The organism is Pseudomonas salomonii, assembly GCF_900107155.1.
In the GTDB taxonomy this organism is placed as follows: Bacteria; Pseudomonadota; Gammaproteobacteria; order Pseudomonadales; family Pseudomonadaceae; genus Aquipseudomonas; species Aquipseudomonas salomonii.
Window position 1 is genome coordinate 191,827 of the sequence record NZ_FNOX01000001.1, and the last position, 18,836, is coordinate 210,662.

Sequence of the window (18,836 nt, forward strand, 5' to 3'; positions counted from 1 at the left end):
CGTAGTCTTGCGGATCCAGACTACTTGGGCATGTTGCTGACGACGTCAGCGATACATGTGCAGATCATGGAAATACGATTGTCGCTTGTCAAGCCCCTACCGGGAAAACTCCGAGGAAACCTTCCCGTTGGGAAGGCTCCCTACAGAGGCGAAGGGCGCAGACTTAGCAAGTTGCTGGCACCAACGAGGGTGCAGCCGGCTTCTTACGCGATTTACGAGCAGGCTTTTGGACCACTCGAGTGTTCGCCGCGTACCAAAGGTTCAGGTCGACACCTTTACGAGTTATTGCCGGTACATGATCCATCTCACGTACGAGACGCTCAGGTACGCAGGGCGGTGGAAGCAACGGAGCTGCTTTGGTATGGATAGCTGTGGGCGCAGCGCTGGTTTTCTTTACCGCACGCAGAAATTGTCGCGTGATGGTGCCAAGCGCGAAGCCGAAGCCATAAGCAAGTTTGGACATGGTGATTCTCCTGCAGGATGAATGCGGAGAACCCACTGACCCTGTTGGGGAAGTGATTCCCCGCGAGGTGAGTTGCATAAGGTGCTTCCATCGACGATTGTCGACCGACCGCGCTACCAGAAGCTCAGCGGTCTTGGGCGGATCTGACACGAACATCGTATCGCAGTCTTCAAGATCCTAACTGCCTGGGCATGATGCTGACGACGTCAGCAAAGCACGTCCATATCATCGAAGGGGGGATGGTGATGTGTCAAGCGGGGAGGGATATTTCGGGGAGGGCAAAACAGGTTCAGGTCGACAGGAGAAGCTACCGAGAGTAGCTGGGTCAACAGTCACTCTCGGATGTAGTAAGAAGCGTCTTTAAGAAAAAAATACCACCTGTGCGGGATGAAGGCGTTATTGATCCCTGGGCTGTGATCTGAACGTCTTACTTCCAACACCTGGCCGATTATCGTGGCTGAGGCCAGCTAGCATAAGGCACGCATCCGCGCACAAAGGGAGCCCTGCGTTTCGCCGGCGGGCCACCGGCAGGGAAAAGCAGCTACCAAGGGGTAGCCTGATAATCCTTCACAAGATCATCAGGCTACCCATTGTGTGAGCTTTAAAAAATGTGGGCCACAACACCAGTGTGGCCCTGAGATTACTGTGCTTCGAACCTCAACAAAGCTCTTTGTGCCTTTGAACTCGCAATTCACGAGTTAGACGGCTGCGTGTCTGGCTTGAACAGGGAGACACAGGGAGAGCTTTGAACCAGATCCGCACGCCCTTCCCGGAGCTCAGCGTGCTTTGGGGATGGAGATGAGGCGAACCGCATCTCCGGGCGCTACTGATGACCGCCAGTAGCCAACGGGGTGGAAACGTTGTTGCGTGCATTATGTTGTTAGGCTGGGCGATATGCAACATAGCCAGTGTTGACCTGGGCTTTGGTCAGTTCACTGCAGTGACGGCACCGTCAGGTATAACAGATGGAATCGGGATACCAGTCACTCCAGCTTTCGGGGAGACAAGCACTCCCGCGCGATTTACGCCAACAGTAGTCGACTGAGTCAGATCGACCAGCGTCGAGGGCATCCCTGCCGGCGCAGTGCCGTTGTAAAAGGTGTAGGTTGTTCCGGCATTGATGTAGGCCTCAATACCGAGCGGTTTCACAAACCACGTCGGCAGGTTCAGTGCAGCGTCATCAGGTCTTCCAGAAAAGCTTGGATTGGACTGCGCGAATCCAGCGGCAGCGGATCGGTAAATCAGAAAGTTGCGTCCTAGCGAATCAATAGTGGCGAAGTCGGAAGCGGTTTGCGCTTGCTGTTGGGTTTCCATCAAGATCCCCGTTGCAATGATCAGAATCATCAAAACAGCCCAATTCAATGTCATGGTCATCGCTCCTTGTAACTAATTCAATCAGCGAGCTGGCAAGCTGCTGATTGGTCTACGGCTTGCTACAGGAATAACTCAAACAAGGGTTGCAGCCACCAATTTGGATACCTCCAATTAAGTTTGGGACTAATCCAGTCGGGCAGCTATAGCCCCCAGTGATTCTGTTTACATACTGCCCTGCGATGCCTGTCATGAAACCAGTTCCTACACCAGCTGGATCGCCCTTATTCGCTGTCCATACACCTTGCTGACAAGAGAGCATTATTCCCACTGCACTCTTTGCAATGAGCGTGCGATCGCTGCAGGCGGAACCTTCTGTAGCAAGTCCACCGACGGAGATGAATTCGTTGGTAGCGATTCGATCGTAGGCAGTTATTTTGCCGGTTGAAGTGATCTTTCCACCCCAAAGCTGGCCGCCTGTGGAGAAGTTTTTGTCGTTGTACACCTGGACCCAATCGGGGCTGTTCTGATAGATACCACCTCCCCATTTTTCGCTGTACCAGCCAGTGTCGCCCCGAGTTCTGAACCATCCACCCGTGTACGTTTCGCCCGTGACGTTCGCGTTCGCCGCGTTCACATTCGCCGTGGCTGTGACGTTGCGCGCTGTCACGTCGGCACCAGTCGTAACGTTGCCAGAGGCGGAGATGCTCCCCGCATTATTAATGTTGTGGTTGCCCATACCGAGGTCAGTATTCATCGTGTTGAGCTCAGGGTGGTTTGGCACAGCATTTCGATACAAGTAGTCGTTGGCCAAGGCGCCGTCCATGAGAAACAGTGCACTGGCGGTGTGGCCTGGCCCAGGCGCAATGGAGTAATTACTCAGCGCGACTTGCCAGCCACCGCGGATGCCTTGAACGACGTTCGGGTTGGATGTAGATATAAAACCACCAGGTCCTCCAAGGTTTTCAGCAATGGCACGGCCCCCCATTTCTGGGAGCGTCTGTCCGCCCGTGGTGACGACAATCGCTTCTAGCTGATTGGGATTTGGTTTTCGGGCAAGGCCTAGGATGGTCTGCCCGAAAACATTGGTGGAACTGTAACCGGCAGGCAGGTAGTTAGCGTTGATGAGCATCGGCACCGTAATTTGCACTGGCACGGTCGCCGACGCGTTGGCGAGTACTACGTTGAAATTATCTTTCAGGTACTTAGCCTGGGCCTCTGAAATTGTTCGCTGTTGATCGGCCGCAATTCGATAATCCTGGGCATCCATTTGTTTGATTTGCCATACCATCGCCAAAGTCACAACGACACCAAATACGAGCAATCCGATTGCCATATCCAGGCTTAGGAAGCCTCGCTGTTTATTTTTACTGGTCATTCCAGAGGCTCCTTGATGATTGGTGGGCGATATCTTGTTCCAGCAGTGTGGTCTTCCCTGCATGGACTTTTTCTCGAATGCTGGCACTGTCAGCTCCCGTAAAGAGCAGGCTCTGCAGTGTCAGTCGACGACTGCCTTCACTGCCCGTCGACAAAGCCTGGTGAATGACGGCTACAAGCCCTTTGGAAAGTAATTCACGGGCGTTATTCAGCAGGGGCTGAGCTAGGGCTGATATACGCTCAATACCTTGAGTGACGCTGCCGGCATGGCCGGTGCAAATAATCAGGTGCCCGTTGATGGACGCCTGGATAACTTGTGCGGCGGTTGCACTGTCGCGAATCTCACCGACAAACAACAAATCGGCTCGGGTGCGTAATGCCAATATCAATGCTTCCTCGTAGCCGCCCATCCTGCGTGAGACTGGAACCTGGATACAGCGTCCATTGCCGTGTTGACCGTTCAAATAGGGTTCCGGTGGATCCTCCACAGCGACACAAATCCCCCCCCAGGTTTCTAGACGCGCTTTTACCAGCGAGGCCGCGCTGGAAGTTTTCCCAGAGTCCATTTCGCCGCAGATAAAAATCAGGCCACGAACTGTTTCACTCATCAGTTCATCCTGGAGGTAATCAGGCAAGCCCAACATGTCCAAGGGGCGGATCTGAACCGATGATTTGCTCAGGACGAAAACGGGCTTGCCGTTTAAGTCCAGTAGCTGGGTGACGCGAAGGACCACTCCATCTTCAATCAGAGCGAACTCAGGATCCTGAGTCTCGGCGTATTTCGCTTCACATTGCATACGTAAGCGCTCAAGCGATGTTCGCCACTCGACAGGTGCTTCAACCCTTCGCGCCTGTCCCGGTAGGCCTTTTGCGTCGGCAAAACCGTCGCCTAGGTACAGGTCGACGAATTCTGCTTCGGAGATCACGCTCACACTGGACTCCTTAGTACGAAGTCCAGGCGATGGTATTGGCATCCGATGAGCAACTGGTCGCAGCGGCTACCGCTGTGATTTCGCCGGCAATGGCAGTACCACCGTTGATCGCCGTCGTGGTCTGTTTGTCCTTGGCCATGTTGGACGCAAGCGTGATGCAGGCATTCTTAGGAAGGTTGGATTCGGTGATGGTGAAGGTCATACCATTACTGGTCACAGTAACGGCCCCGTTCCAACGGTTGGATAAGGCGTTGCCGTTAATGCTCATACCGCCCGTGGCCTCCAGGTTGATCAAAGACGGGGCCAGGTTGGTACCGGCTGTTGCGTACCCAGTTGTGCTTTTCAGCCTTTTTGTATTGCTCAGCAAGGTGCCCAGGTTGCTCTGTTCGATGGTGACGTCCGAGCTGCCGAACGTCCTGTACCCCATGAACACGATAAAACCGAGTGCCACGGCGATCAGCATCAGCCAGAACATCCCGTCCAGGGAAAGAAATCCGCGTTGGTTTTGGCGGGTATTAGTTCTCATCTTTACGACCTCATTTGGGTTTATTTAAGCGTTTCTGTCACATTGCCGGCCAACTGGAAGATGCCGATCACCACCAGAATCATCATGATTCCCATGGCCATCGAGGACACCCCAATAAGCGACTTCGCGATGGCCTCGACACGCTGGAGCGTTTGCTCCAGCCAACGGTTGGAAAACCTTTCCATCGACTCGGCGAAGCCTTTGCGGGTGGCGAGCACTTCAAGAAAATGCATGGCCATTGGGTCTGGAAACTCATGGCCTGCAAGTTTCAAGGCGGTACCGAAGTTTTTGCCGGCACTGACGCCGTAATGAATGGCGCTCAACCGTTCCTTGAGCCACGGAGAGGCGTTGCGCTGCAGCGACTTCAATGCATCGAGCTGGTTGATGCCCGAGCGCAACATCACGGCCATGTTGAGCAAAAAGATGGAACCGTGAAGCGCCTTGTAGACCGACCAAGGGGGAAGGCGCTCTGCTCGGACTCTCAGGACCTGGAGCAATTTGTTCAACTGTAGCTTCCATGACGGGCTGGCGGCCGTGATCTGAAGTCCGCAAAACACAGGCAGGGTGAAGATCGATACGAGGATGAAGATGACGACCGCGATCAGCGTCACCAGTCCGTAGTGGGTCACGAAATTCGATAGGGCGTAGAGAAACGCCGGCACACCTGTCCAGGCATCGGGATTGGAGCGCTTTGTCATTGAAGGCACCATCCACATGGCGATGACGTAAAGCAGCGCTGCCATAACGCTCCACACCACCGAAGGGTAAACTGTGGCTGAGGCCACCAGCTTGCCGATCCTCTGGCGTATTTCAATGATCCTCACGCAGTCTCTAAAGGCCTGCACCAGGTTGCCGGTATCTTCCCCGGAAGCGATCAGTGAGTTTTCGTCATAAGGCACCCAGCCTTCGCATGACACGCTGAACGACTTACCTCCTTTGACCGATTGCGCGATTTCACGACAGGCAATCGACACGGGATGCCGTTTTTGGCCGTTATCACTGAATGCTCGCGCAACAGTATTCAGGGCATCCTCAAGTTGAACGCCATCCCCATGGATGCCCATAAGGCTTTCATAAAATTGAATTCGCTCGTTCTTGCCGAACTGTTTGGCGTAGAAGGTTTCTGCCCAGCGGTTTAGCACGGCTCTGACTTCACTCAGCATGGGCGAGCTCCAGGGTTTGCCGGTCAAAGTCCAAGGGCCCCACCATCATTTCGGCGTGACGTGGATCTACCAAACCTTGTTTGAGCTTGAGGATTGTGTGGGCAGTTTTAGTGATGCCGCCCATTTCCTTCACCCAGTAACGACGTGCTGCACTGGCCCCTTTTTTATTGAAAACGTGCATGAAATTGTTGTCGGTGATGAGCGCCTCCGCGGCTACCGTACGATCAACGACACCCAAACCTTTGCATTGAGGGCACCCAGGGCCTTTGAGATAGGTCAGATCGACCGCATCCAGGACGCGTAGGCGTTGCGCCAATGCACCGTTGAGCTGGTCCAGGTGAGCTGCGGCAGGTACACGACAGTGGGGGCATAGCACGGGAAGCAAGGACTGATTGACGATGCTGGTCATCAACGCGGGATCTGTCACAAGGTAGCGGTCTACCCCCATATCAATTAGCCGCTGAAGCCCTGCCACCGAGTTATTGGTGTGCAAAGTAGAAGACACCAGGTGCCCGGTCATCCCGCCACGGAAAGCCGCTTGGGCCGATGCCAGGTCTCTGATTTCCCCATACATCAGGACGTCCGGGTCGAGTCGCATCGTGTTGGTGATGCCGTCGCTCCAGGTTTCTCCTGAGCCCAAAGGGGACTGGTTGGCCATGATTGGATATTCGGGCGGATCCTCCATGGTCAAAATGTGTTTTGTGCCACCACACTCTTCATAGAGCAGGTTTAGGTTGACCTGCTGAGTCTTGGATTTGCCGGAGCCTGTGGGACCGGTGACCAAGTTCACGCCATAAGGAAAGCTTCGGATACGGCTGAACGCCTCAATTTGTTCAGGGAGAAAACCGAGAGCCTCAAGGGTCATTTTGGTTTTGTCGTCATACAGCAGACGCAGAACCATCAAAGGACCCTCTACGAGCGGCCTGGTGGCAACCCGAGCACCAAACAGACCAAGTTGATCCACGTAGGATCGTTTGATACGTGCGTCCTGACTGACTTGTGGTTGGTAGTGGTCTTTCGCAACATCACACATGCTGTTGTAGAGGGATGAGCAGAGCTCAAGACCCACCTGACTTTGATGCTGCTCTGCTTCCCACAAGAGCCCGTGGATACGAAAGAAGATCCTGGTGATGTCGTGGCCCACCACAAAGTGAACATCACTTGCATTATCCCTGTGGGCCTTGCCTAGCAGCTGTACGACCTGCGCCTGGCGTTTGGTCTCGGTGGTCGAGAGGGCTCTACCATTCGCGTCGTCATTCGCCTGGTAGAGCGCCTTGATCGTGCTCATCGGGCAGATCTTTACTTCAAACTGATGATTCTTGTGTTCCAACTCATCCTCGAATGCCATGACATAGGCATCCGTTTGGTGCTGGGCGGACACATACAGAATTCCATCGCTGGTCAATGCGCACAGCTGACGTAACTCCGGTTTCAGCTCGAAAGATCCGCCAGGCGCAGTGAGCAATTGCTGATGCGAACTCAGCAGCGCGGCAGCGGCATCATCGAGGACTGGTTCTGCTTCAGTTGGTGTTTCAGTCAAAGTCGTCATTGGGTCGTACCTTCACCGTTGACCTTGGATCAACCCGGGCAGCATGGAGGCCGGCGGGATACTGCTGGAGACGGGGTTGTTGGTACTGGAAGCGCTTCCCGGTGGAACATTGGAAAACCCGAGGGGGAAGCGCTTGCCATCACGTTCCAGTGTCACGCTGTCTACGGTGAGGTTCGCCACTCGGTAGCCTCCTGGGAGTTCCCGCGACAAGGCATCTGCGTTCACTTCAAATCCGCTGCTGTAGAGCAACGTGGCACGAAGCCGTCTTGCGGAGCCGAATATGGCCTTGACGACAGGCAGTTCTTGCTGGGTATCAGTTGCGCGTGCGGCGGTAATAGGTGGTGGGAGAAGGCCTTGAGGGACGAATGAGGCCGGTGACTGAGCGGTTGAATGGTTGTCATCGCCATTGATTGACCGCTGAGCCTGAGCTCTTTCAGCCTGCGCTTTGAGGAGGATCGTCTGACTTTGAACGATGGCCAGCTCTCCTACGTTGACACCGGAGACACTGTTTTCCGCTGCCCAGCCAATAGAGGGTCCGGCAGCAATAACCAGGCAGAAAAACTGCTGAATTTTACTTCGCATATAGGTCACCTATAACTGACCACTCAAGATGGTCGGCTTTGTAATCCGCTTTGATTTCTGTAAGACGAAGCCCCTGACTTGGAGCGCCGGATAAAGAGTCGAGTGGTGTAATCCCCGTGGTGTAGCGCAACTCGAATTGTTTCCATTGAGGAGGTGGTGGGGGTGGTGGAGCAGGCTGACCAGGTAATGCCGGCTGGATGGGCACTACGACCGGCACCTCTTTCAAAACGGGGCTTTGGCCGAAGTTGTGCAGCCAGGAAGACAAATTCGCCAGCATGACGATCGCTTCCTTGAGAGGTTCATCACCGGCTGCTGGCAAGGAAATGTCGAGCTTCAACGTGGCCGAATTGCCGTCGTCAAAGAAGACCGGCCGATCAGCATAGTGGCCCTGTGTTGCCTGTATCAGAGCGTCTGCTGTGCTATTGCCCGTGCGTTTGTACGATGACAAGACCTTTGCACCGTCGCAGGCGGCACTTGTGAACAACCAGCCTTTGATGGACAGGGGAGACTGATAAATGCCGCTGCTGCAACCCTCAAGGAAGTCTTGGACAGAAGGGCGTTTAGCCCAAGGATGCTCCAGCGCCTGGGGCAACTGCTCCACGCCAGATTCTTGCTGCAGCCTGGCTAACTCTGCCAGGCGAAGTTGTTCGGCCTGGAAAGCTGCTTCTTTGGCTATCAGGTCCTGATGACTCTGCCATTGAAGCCACCCGATGGTGCCAGCAGCGATCAGCGCACCAACAATCGCCAGTTGCACCAGTTCCGCTTTGGATAGCCCAAAGACAAGTGGTCGAAGCCGGTATTCACGTTTCAGATGCGAGGGTTGCAGTAGCTCTTCCACGTCCAGTGGTTGACCACCCATTTCAAACTCTGTGGGCAGGTACTCTTGGTCGAAGTTGATGCCGCGACTGCGTTGCTGAACGACTCTACGACGAACCTCGGCACCGGTGCCGATCATGTCGCAGCCAGAGATCACGCCACCTTGAAACACCGCGACAAGGGCATATTGGTCGAGGTCAGCGTCCGTTCTCCAGGCCGCAATCCACGAGTCTCCCAATTGACCAGCGAGCGTCGCTGCGAGTGAGTACATGCCTTTGGTGACTTCGTCGCTGCGCGCAACGAAACCAGCCTGAATGATTGCCGGTGTTCTGCGAATGGCGACGATATCTAACTGGTGTTCACGGCCGTACTGCCGGGCTTCCTTCATGTGGCCGGTGACGCTACCCAATGGATGCCAGCGTAGGCCTGTGACGAACGATTTTCCTCTGTGCTGCAGCACCTGCACGCGCGCCGAGCGAGTGCTTTTGGCGATCTCCGCGACCATGGCTTACCCCTTGAATGCGCTGCAACGCAGCAAAGGGCTGGGGCAAGAGCCCCACGGATCGTTGGCGGCTGGAAGATTCAGGGCGCTCGGGCTGCCAGTGTCGCTATCAACAACAGGTGTAATCAGCACGACCAACACATTGTGCTCGGTGTTGCGGATGCGACTACCGCCCAGGCCGAAGAATCCAGGATCACCGACACCGGATTTGGTCGCGTTTTCACTGTTCTCCTCAAACCCGGTCAAAACCAAGGTTTGGCCGCTACGCAATTTGACTTTGGGAGACAGGTTCTTGGTGTCGTAATCGGCGGTTTGAACGCTTGAACCATTGCTTGTGAAGGGGGTGAAGGTGGGCTTGCTGCTCATGCTCAGGGTGATCATCAGCAGCAGATTGTCCTGATCAATAATCCGTGGAAGCAACATCATGTTGAAACCGCTGGTGATCGTCGCCGGGGTCAGTGAGGTAGACGATCCAACAGAGGCGGTCGTAGTTGTCGAACTCGAGGCGATGTAGCTTTGGACGTTGCCGATCTGGATAGGGGCCGGTTGCAAATTGAGCGTGGTCACCGACGGCGAACGGACATTTGAAATTCTGCCCTGCTCCGACAGTGCCTTTATGATCAAGTTAGATCCCGCCCAGGGCGACTTGGAGGTGTCCAAGATGCTCAGAGAGCCTGAGACCGCATTTGCGCCAATGCCCGTTGTGGCATTTTTAAGGGAGAAGCCCCACTTGTTGTTCAGGTTGGTATAGACCGCGGTCCAGTCCAGCCCATTCTGGTCCTTATCGCTGAGGGTCACCTCGAAGACTTTGACGTTGAACAGCACCTGGCGAGTGATGCTGCGGTTGATCGAGCTCAAGTATTTCGAAACGTTGGAAAGGACCTCTGGTCGGTCGCTAACCGTCAATGTGCCGGTCGACCGAGAGAGAAACATCCGGCCTGGTGGTTGTTGGCTGAGCATCGCCGTGACGTTTTTTTCGATATCTCCGATCAGTGATGTCTTGATTGAGACGGTTGTGCTCTGGTTACTGCCAGACTCGCCCGAAGCGCCAGATGATGAAGATCCGCCGCCCCCTCCGGAGCTCCCACTGCCAGTGGAGGTCAGCAAACCGGATTTCACGGTGCTTTCGATGACCTGATCATCACCAAACGCCCAGACATCGAAGGTTTTGGTATCGAAGTAGGTAACGTGCACGCTGCGATCATCGGATAAATAGTTCCATGCCAGGCCTTGTTGAGCGGTCACCTGATTCAACAAACCAGAAAGCTTGCCGCTGTACTTAACTGGGAACGTACGAGTCGCAAAGAGACCATCCATACCCGTAGATCGGGCGTTGCTCGGCATGTTGCCGATGACACCGGCTGGCATGAAACTGGACAGGTTATCCGGTGATGCCATAACCGGTGGCGTATTAGATCCTGCGTTACCTTGATTACGAATGGATAGAACGCTTGGGTCGATCGCATCTGGAGCCACGATGACTGGAACGCCACACTCGCTCGTGATGTAGTTCGCGACCTCTGCGATCCCAACGTTATAAGACGGGCGATAAGTAATGTCGCAATCCATGGACAGTGGCAAACCGCGCTTGGCGACCATGGGTTGTTTTGAGACCCATGGCTTGTCGCTGAATACCACGGTTTCGCGTGCAGGCTCTTGCTGCTGATTGCGAAGGAAGCGGCTGTATTGAGAGGCGGTCGCTGCGTCGTTTTCGGCACGGCTGGCCGACTCATTCACCCGCTGCAGTGAGCAGGAACTGATCAGAGTCATGATCAGCAATGAGGCTGTGCCTCGGATCCAGAGGCCTGCAGTCATCATTTTTTCCTCTCTGCGATGTAAAGCACCAACTGTGCTGGGCTGCCGTCTACGACGAATGAGCGAGGGGCTGAGTCGTACAGCGGAAAGATCTCTTTGATAGCCTCCTCAAAGCTGCCCTCAAACCGAAGCGGGGCGTCGATGGGGTAATCCAAGTCGTCGACCTTCCAAATTAGCGTCCACTTAGCCCTAGCCGCCCAGGCTTCTACGGTTTGCCGAAGGGTTGAGCCAGTGGACGCCGTCCATATCTGGGCCAGCGGCTTTTGAGCGGTTACCACCGCGATAGCAGGCTTTGGCGCGACGGAAGTATTTGGGGCAACGTTTTCAGATTTTCCAATACTTGCAGTCTGAGTGGACGCAGCCTTGATTGGGGAGATGACTGTCTGGCTCGATGTGGGCTTACCTGACGAGGTCGTAATGGAGCCATCCTTGGCGGGTACTGCTGGGGTAGATACTGGCGTTGCTGCTGTAGGTGCCGCTGAAGCCGTGTTGATTGGCGTCGGTGTCGGTACGGCGGCGACGACAACGGTACTGGGCGTTTCGCCGCTGGTAGTGTTTTTCGGAGTCGTTGAAGGCAATGGAGTTGAAGGTGTGGAGGCAGCTGCCACTTGTGTTGGCACAGGTCGCGATGAATCCGGGAGCTGGTAACCAGGCCGCAGTACGTAACACACCTGGCGATTCACTTCATCCACCTTCACCTGCCAGGCCGGACCCGCGAGCACTTGCAGCGTGTTACGCAGTGTCATTGGTCCTAGCTTGTACTGGGCCGCTGGGAGTGGTCGTGTGTAAAGGATGTTGACGTGACCGGTGTCGGGCGAGCACAGCGTGTAGCCTGAACGGTCGACGACGTATTGCATGGCATCGCGCACATTGGGTTGCATGTTGGCAGGAATGCTGATGTCAATGATCTGAGCCATCAGGTCACGTTGACCCGAGTCAGGCAAGGTACTGACCAGGGTGTAACGACCGTAGCGCACGACCGATTCCTTTTCAGGCACGGCGCCGCTGGGGTAGAGGTCCGGCGTCAACATATCCGGGTTACGACTACTATCAAACGCCGGCTTAGGCGTCTGCGGCGTATGAGTTGCGCAACTGGCGACGAGTGCGAGCAGGGAGAGTGTGGTGAAGTGCCTGATCATGTGCCGAAAGGCCCCCTTTGATGATGGAGGCACAGTGACAGCCAGTCATAGACGACGCAGCAGGAAATAGAGAACTGCGTCGTAAGGTTTTTAAGCGAGCGTTAGCTTTGCTAGAACGGCGATTTCTTACGCCAATGAAAATGATCGATTTGTTTTCGCACGCCTGCGGTTTTTTTCAAGAAGAGCCCACATGCTCACGCAAAATGCTGCAGCTCCCCCAAGGTCCATGCAGAACTGATCCGTCTGAAAAAAACCATGAGCTGCAACCTGGCCCATTTCCCATTGCAGGGAGAGCAGGACATAACTACATGCTAAAGCACCCGTCCAATGGGTGAGGTAACTGGGGCGTACCCTTGTCGTCAGCCATCTACGAAACTTCACAAATGCCAATATTCGAATCTCCGACTTTATGAAATGTGGCTTATTTGTAATGGAGGTGGCGAATAGAATTATCGCTACAAATGCAGCTGGTACCGCGAAGCCTGTGGTGAAGTGTTCAACAAGGCTCGCATTTCCAAATCCAACAAGCTTGAAAATGGCACGTATTGGGAGGTGTGTCTCGTAGCGGCTTAAGAGCGCAAATAGCGCACACATGAGGGCGGTGGCTACTAGAAAGTACAGCTTAACTGGAAAAGACGTTCTTCTCATAACTACCCCATAACAATTTTTCTACCTTCGCGAATTTTACACATAAGGCGGGTGCTTAAACCAAGCTGTCTGCACAAGAATATTGTGGAATCCAGACTTGAGGAAAGCCTAATGAACTGCTTATAAGTAATTCACCAGTTCGGATCTTGCGTTGGCCGCTGCATCCGGCTCTATCAGGTCGCTCGCTAGTTGTCGTTTATCCATCAGCATTTGCCATAGCATCTGATCAATGGTGTTCTCCACCAGCGGGATTTTCACCACAACCATGCGTAGCTGCCCATTCCGGTAGGCTCTATCCTCAGCCTGATCCTGTAGTCCTGGCGTCCAGGGCAGCCCCAGGAACATGACATAGTTGGCAGCAGTCAGGTTATTTCCGGTACCGGCGGCAGATGTGGTCGCAGCGAACACTCTGGTGTCAGGATCACTTTGAAAGCGGTCGATCGCTTTTTGGCGTTTGCCGAGGGAGTCACTGCCTACCACAGTAACGCAACCGTATCCGGCTTGCTCGCACTCCGCTCGCATGGTGCTGACAGTGTCCTTGAACTCACAGAACAAGATGACTTTGTCTTCCACATCCAGTTCGCACAGCAGCTCCATGACGACCCGAACCTTCACCTGCTCCAGCAATTGGCGCAATGAACCGAGCCTGGCGAGACTTGGTCTGTCTTCAAGGCGTATCCGGTCGTATTCACGACGTTCCTCGACTGAAAGCTCTACCGGCAAAGTCTGACGCTGCTTGCCCTTGAGATCTGTGAGCACGTCTTTACGTCGACGAAGCATCCAGTCGCCAATCGCATCTCGAAGATTCTTGCGAAATTCCGGACTGCCGGCGAACTGTTCGCAGAACTCCTTCAGTGACAGCTTTCCAACGGGGTGCCCTGACAGTCGTAGAAGCGTGTGAAGTTCTGATTCTCGATTGAGCACCGGAGTCCCGGTCAATAAATAGCGATTGGGAACCTTGGCTGCAATGTCGAAGCCATGGCGCGTCCACGCGGCGGTGGGCTCTTTCAGACGGTGAGCCTCATCGATGATCATCACTTCAAAATGGCCGGCCTGCAGGACATAGTCGCCCAAACGCTCGTAGTTGATGATGGTCCACTGCAACGACGGATCAAATACCTGCTGACCTATTCTGGCTTCGGGATACACCATCTGGATTTCACGTTGCCAGTTGATAATCAGAGTCGACAAAGTGATGACAAGGATGGGGCGGTCTCCCGCTCGAATAGCGGCAGCGATGATGGCCTGACGTGTTTTTCCTAGGCCCATATCATCGGCGAGCAATGCGCTGGTCCGTTGCAGCAGATGCCGGATGCCCGCTGGTTGATGGCCGAGCAATGAATAACTCGCCAGGGCCTGGTCGATTTGTTCAGTGGTGAACTCGGTCCGCTCGATCGATGGCACAGCGGCAAGGTAAACGTCGGTTGAAACGTCATCGTTACCAGACTGAGCAGCGCGCTCCTGGGGCGGACCTCCGAGGCTAATGCGAGTTACTTCATCAGCTGGAACAATAGATCCGTCGGTCAGCAGCTCCTGCACGGTGTCGAGGATCTCGAACTGATCTTCAGAAAGCCCAAGCTCTAGGATGAGGTTGGAGCGCACCAGTTCGGCGGTCGAGTCAATGCGCCAAGACTTGGACTGACCGAGGAACACGCCGTGCATGCGCCGTGATACAGCGACTGCGCCAGGGTGATAATCGCCCGACAGCAGAACACCGCCCTGTGCCAGAGGGGCAATTCTGAAAGTTAAACCCCAGGTGAATGCTTGCCGGTCTGGTGATTGTTGCGCGTCTGCAAATTTTGCGGAGAAGGTCTGCCAGCTCTCGTTGAAACGGCTTTCGGTCAACTCCATCAGGCGGTGAAAGAGCAGATTCAGGTCGTCCAATAACTTGCCTTTCGGCAATCGCCAATATCGATGATGTGGATGCTCCGCACGACGGATGTAGAAACCATCACGCTCAAGAAACAGGCGGTTGGCCCCCTCGACGTACTGCAGCAGGATCCCGAAGTCATAGCCGTCGAAGGTCACCTTTTCGACCAGTTCCTGCCGGCCGTTTATGAGACGCGGACGGCTCATGTTCTGCTCAGGCGCAGGTTGATCCATTCCGCGCACCCTTGAGCGTGTAGTTGTTTCCGGTTTCGATTTGTATAGCGAGACATGGATAGGGTTTGGTCGGGCCATTCCAGATTGATGGCCAGTTCACCCGATTTGATCTTTGCCCAAAACCACTGGTAAGCCCGGTCAACCCTTGAGCCCGATTTAGGTGTGCGATTGCGGAGCCCCCTCAGTTGTATCGTGACCAGGTGTTTAGGAGTCAATGTTGCCGGTGTCTCGCCCCAGGCACTCTCATCCATTTGGATTTCGGCAGAGGCCAATGATTGCCCGTTTTCGCGTACTGAAAAAAGACGACAGTTGCCCCGATAAGCGCTGTAGTCGTAACCATCAATGCAATGGCCCAGCGCTCGATGTTCTGCATCAAGGTCCGCTGGGCATGTCAGCTCGACAATTTGCAGCCCATTCGGGCTTACGAGTGGTGTGTCGTTTGAACTAAGCAGCGGTCTCCACGGAGTTAAAGAGTCTGTTTTTGTTTGCGGATCTGCGGCATCAAGAGCTTCACGTATGTCTATCAATGCCAGGTGGAAGCCATCTACCAAGCTGGCGATCTGGTGATAAGTTGCAGTAGCAATGAAGCTTTTGAGTTTTTGCAGTGCTTCACGGGCATCGGGTCCGTGGCTTTCATCAATGCTATTAAAAACATCATTCAGATCTTGCAGCTGATCAGCAATTTGAGGCCAATCAGGGTTGGACCACTCTATCGGGCATCCTGAGAACAACCTGCCCCAGTCTTTTGTATGTTCCAAAAGTTGATAGGGAATCTTATCCAGCAATGCAAAAAAAGTCTTCCAGTGCGTCTTAGTCGAGGGGCGGCGGTTGCCCATTGAGGCTCCAAGCACCAATCGATGCCACGGGGTCTCCGGACCTTCTCGGCTTATTCGCGTCAATGCGCTGCCGGTATCAAAAACGCGTTGTTGGCCCAAGTACCGAACTGATGTTCTTGGCGCTTGTAAGAGCCATGCCAAGATGTCGATAAGTGGGAGGCCAGCGTCCGCGATGCGGCCTACCAGGCACTCTCTGGATTCCACCAAGTAGGTGTCGTCGCACCAGGTGGGTCTAAACTCTTGGAGTTGTTCCCAGGGACTGTCTAGGAAAACCTGTTGCTGACCATCCCACGGCCACGGCCACTGATTTACCAACAATAAGAGGGGGACCAGCACCGGTTGAGCTTTAAGCGCCTGCATTCGGCGTATCCGGTCGCCTTGAGCCAGCCAGTTATAGAGCTTTGGGGAAGGGCATTGCGCCGAACGGATAGCGAACAGAAGCTCCTGGTCCAGGCACTGGCAAAACTGCTTCAGCGTGCTGCCAATCTGCTTCAGGTAAAAGCGGTTTCGAGGATTGAAGTACCGATTGTTGCTCACCGTTGCATCGTAGCGACTGCGATTGAAGCTCCCGAGATCTTCAATCGATAGGTCTTGCGCCCTCTCTCCAGCCGACCTGCAGAAAGAGGTCAGGAGGACGTCTGCATACCAGCGTTTTTCAAACCTGAGCAAGAGCTGCTGGGCCACTAGTGCGGTGGGTTTTTTCTTGTGGACGCGGTCCTTGCCAGTGATTTTGCAGGCCTTCACCAGATGACCATCGAAGTACTGGAGGTGATCGCCGATTCTGGCCAACACTGGACGTATTTGATCATTTGGTGAGGGCAGGGTGACGCACCAGCACCGAGTGTGAACGGTTGAACTCAGGTAGGTTTCTATGAATGAGGTCAGTCGGGCGGGCGGTACGCTAAAATGCAAAGCCCAGGTCTGAGCAACTTCAATTTGTCGGTCAGAGAACTTCTCCAGATTCGGCGCTAAGAGGCGCAGTCCCAACACCGATTGTCTCTTCTGTTCGCTCACCCATGACCTCCTCTGCAATTTCGCAGAGGAATGTCAGGTATAGGCGCGGTCGGCTTCCAGGGTTAATGCGTAACGGCGTTGACGGTGATTTGTATCGACAATGGCAGAGGTCAACCCCCTCTGGGTTTATTGAGATCGGGTTTGCCATTCAAGTTTGGAAAACTCACCTTGCAACCATTCGATTTGAAGCCCGTGCACCCCCAAAAGTCATATCCACCGTCTCCTTTCTTCTGCCGCCTTGCGAGGGGCTGATTGCATTTCGGACAGTTGAAAGCACCACCAGATGCAGCTGCGCGTGGCGCGGAGGTCATGGCCACACTCGGCATTCCACGTTGCTGAGACAGTTCCTCTTCCAGTCGCTTATGCAGACGTGCAACGACGGCGCCGTAGGTGTCTTGGCCCTGGGCGATTTTGTCCAGGTCGCGCTCCAGCTCCCGCGTAAAATCCAGCTCCACGAAACTGAAGAACCCTTCCAGCTTCGCGATAGTTTCCTCCCCTAGCTGCGCCGGTACCAGCTTGCGGCTCTTTTCCTCGATCAGGCCTTTGTTGGTGATGTTCTTCAAGATCGAGGCGAATGTACTGGGACGACCGATACCGCGCCGTTCCATTTCCTTGATCAGGCTGGCCTTGGTGTAGCGTGAAGGTGGTTGGGTTTTCTTTTTGAGCAGTTCGCCGCTGTGGACTGACAGAATCTGTTTTGGAGTGAGCGCTGGCACGGGGTTGTTTGCTTCTGCGTCTTCCTCCTCATCCGTATCATCGCCCTTGAGCACCTTCAGCCATCCCTGGTGGCAGAGTGTTTTGCCCGATGCAGTGAAGCGCAGCGCTTTTCCGCCAGGACCAATGGCGAGCAGCTTAGCAGTGCGCACGTCGTAGATGGCGGCTTCGAGCTGGCTGGCCAATGCCCGAACCCAGATCAACTTGTACAGGGCCAGTTCGTCATCGTTTTCACCGGCGGATCTTTCGGACCAATATGTTGGTGTGATGGCAGGGTGGCCTTCCTGCGCGCCTTCCGCGGACTTAAACGTCCTCCGTTCGTCGACGGCCGTCATCCCGAGGGCTTTAGCAACCGTTCGAATATCGTCCATGGCTTCATCCGGAACATTGGGGTTGTCCGTCCGGTGATAAGTGATCACGCCTTGCTCGTACAAGCGCTGGGCCACCTGCATGGTTTTGTCCGGATCCCATTTCAACGCGTTGCTGGCGGCCTGTTGAAGAGTGGATGAGATGAATGGTGCAGGAGGATGACGCTCGGCCTTGCGATCCTCGCAGGACTCGACGACCACATTTCGAGTGCCGGCGACGTGCTGAGCCAGGTTGCTATCCTGAACATAGGGGAAGTCCTTGCTTGCGAAATCCGGTACCGGTTGCCACTCGGCATACCAAGTGGTGCCCCGACTTACATCGGCAAAGAACAGACGCACGCCAAAGTGATTGATCACCTGAAAGTTGCGGATCTCGCGTTCGCGCAAGACCACAAGAAACACGGCGGGTGATTGAACGCGGCCAGCGGAAGTAGGTTTGCCCATCAGGCGCCGCAACTCTTGGGTCACCAGGTACCCCACCAAGCGGTCAAGCACACGCCGGCATTCCTGTGAGGCAACTCTGTTCAGATCGATTTGTCGAGGATTGGCCAGTGCCTCTTCAACGCGCTTGAGAGTGATCTCGTTGAAGGTAATGCGTTTGTAGGATTTGACCGCCAGTACCTGCTGGATGTGCCAGCTGATGCTTTCACCTTCACGATCAGGGTCGGTTGCGAGGTAAATTTCACTGGCCTGTTTCGCTGCTGCCTTGATGGTTTTGACGGCCCTGGCGCTCTTATCCAGGATCTCATACACGGGTGTGTAGTTTTTACGTACTCCGGTGGTGATCATGCTGTCGTCCTGACCTTTGGCCGGCAGGTCGCGGATGTGCCCACCACTTGCAACCACCTGCCAGTCTTCGCCTGGGCGTAGTTTCTTCATCATTGGCTGGAGCTTTTTCAGCTTACCAGGTGCTTCGATGATCAATAGCTTCACGTTGTGTCCCTCTCAAATAATCAGAGCGGGACTGTTGCGTCAGGC

The 18,836-nt window shown here is 54.6% G+C and carries 14 protein-coding genes; all 14 read right to left on the minus strand.

All coding sequences use genetic code 11. The features are described 5' to 3' along the window. Positions 1-163: 163 nt before the first annotated feature. Entirely contained in the window at positions 164-463 is a 300-nt protein-coding gene (locus tag BLV67_RS00990; RefSeq protein WP_074854386.1) for a hypothetical protein, read from the minus strand. A 927-nt stretch (positions 464-1,390) separates the two neighbouring features. Continuing rightward, the gene (gene pilM / locus BLV67_RS00995) at positions 1,391-1,831 is read right to left on the minus strand and encodes a type IV pilus biogenesis protein PilM (protein WP_069786013.1); all 441 of its coding nucleotides are present in this window, start codon (positions 1,829-1,831) and stop codon (positions 1,391-1,393) included. Between the two features lie 55 nt (positions 1,832-1,886). Then, on the minus strand, positions 1,887-3,152 hold the full coding sequence (gene pilV / locus BLV67_RS01000) for a shufflon system plasmid conjugative transfer pilus tip adhesin PilV (protein WP_069786014.1): 1,266 nt from the start codon (positions 3,150-3,152) through the stop codon (positions 1,887-1,889). Beyond that, positions 3,142-4,083, minus strand: a complete 942-nt coding sequence (locus BLV67_RS01005) for an ATPase, T2SS/T4P/T4SS family (RefSeq protein ID WP_069786015.1) — start codon at positions 4,081-4,083, stop codon at positions 3,142-3,144. The genes pilV and BLV67_RS01005 overlap by 11 nt, the downstream gene beginning before the upstream one ends. Positions 4,084-4,093: 10 nt before the next feature. Beyond that, positions 4,094-4,609, minus strand: coding sequence for a type 4 pilus major pilin (locus BLV67_RS01010; RefSeq protein WP_032905001.1), 516 nt, complete (start codon positions 4,607-4,609; stop codon positions 4,094-4,096). A gap of 20 nt (positions 4,610-4,629) precedes the next feature. Next, positions 4,630-5,772 (minus strand): type II secretion system F family protein, encoded by a 1,143-nt coding sequence (locus BLV67_RS01015; RefSeq protein ID WP_069786016.1) that lies wholly within the window; start codon positions 5,770-5,772, stop codon positions 4,630-4,632. Further along, complete coding sequence (locus BLV67_RS01020) at positions 5,762-7,321, minus strand: GspE/PulE family protein (RefSeq protein WP_069786017.1); 1,560 nt, start codon at positions 7,319-7,321, stop codon at positions 5,762-5,764. The genes BLV67_RS01015 and BLV67_RS01020 overlap by 11 nt, the downstream gene beginning before the upstream one ends. Positions 7,322-7,333: 12 nt before the next feature. Then, positions 7,334-7,903: a type IV pilus biogenesis protein PilP gene (gene pilP, locus BLV67_RS01025; protein ID WP_069786018.1), complete on the minus strand. Its 570-nt coding sequence runs from the start codon at positions 7,901-7,903 to the stop codon at positions 7,334-7,336. Then, the gene (gene pilO2 / locus BLV67_RS01030) at positions 7,893-9,224 is read right to left on the minus strand and encodes a type 4b pilus protein PilO2 (protein WP_069786019.1); all 1,332 of its coding nucleotides are present in this window, start codon (positions 9,222-9,224) and stop codon (positions 7,893-7,895) included. The genes pilP and pilO2 overlap by 11 nt, the downstream gene beginning before the upstream one ends. Before the next feature lie 3 nt (positions 9,225-9,227). Then, positions 9,228-11,036, minus strand: coding sequence for a PilN family type IVB pilus formation outer membrane protein (gene pilN / locus BLV67_RS01035; RefSeq protein ID WP_069786020.1), 1,809 nt, complete (start codon positions 11,034-11,036; stop codon positions 9,228-9,230). Next, entirely contained in the window at positions 11,036-12,175 is a 1,140-nt protein-coding gene (gene pilL2 / locus BLV67_RS01040) for a PFGI-1 class ICE element type IV pilus protein PilL2 (RefSeq protein ID WP_069786021.1), read from the minus strand. The genes pilN and pilL2 overlap by 1 nt, the downstream gene beginning before the upstream one ends. A gap of 768 nt (positions 12,176-12,943) precedes the next feature. Then, positions 12,944-14,899 carry a DEAD/DEAH box helicase gene (locus BLV67_RS01045; protein WP_069786022.1) on the minus strand — a complete coding sequence of 652 codons (1,956 nt, stop codon included), beginning with the start codon at positions 14,897-14,899 and terminating at the stop codon, positions 12,944-12,946. Continuing rightward, complete coding sequence (locus BLV67_RS01050) at positions 14,896-16,776, minus strand: hypothetical protein (protein WP_069786023.1); 1,881 nt, start codon at positions 16,774-16,776, stop codon at positions 14,896-14,898. Before BLV67_RS01050 ends, BLV67_RS01045 begins: the two co-directional genes overlap by 4 nt. Positions 16,777-16,886: 110 nt before the next feature. Beyond that, on the minus strand, positions 16,887-18,791 hold the full coding sequence (gene topA / locus BLV67_RS01055; RefSeq protein ID WP_069786024.1) for a type I DNA topoisomerase: 1,905 nt from the start codon (positions 18,789-18,791) through the stop codon (positions 16,887-16,889). Positions 18,792-18,836 lie beyond the last annotated feature (45 nt).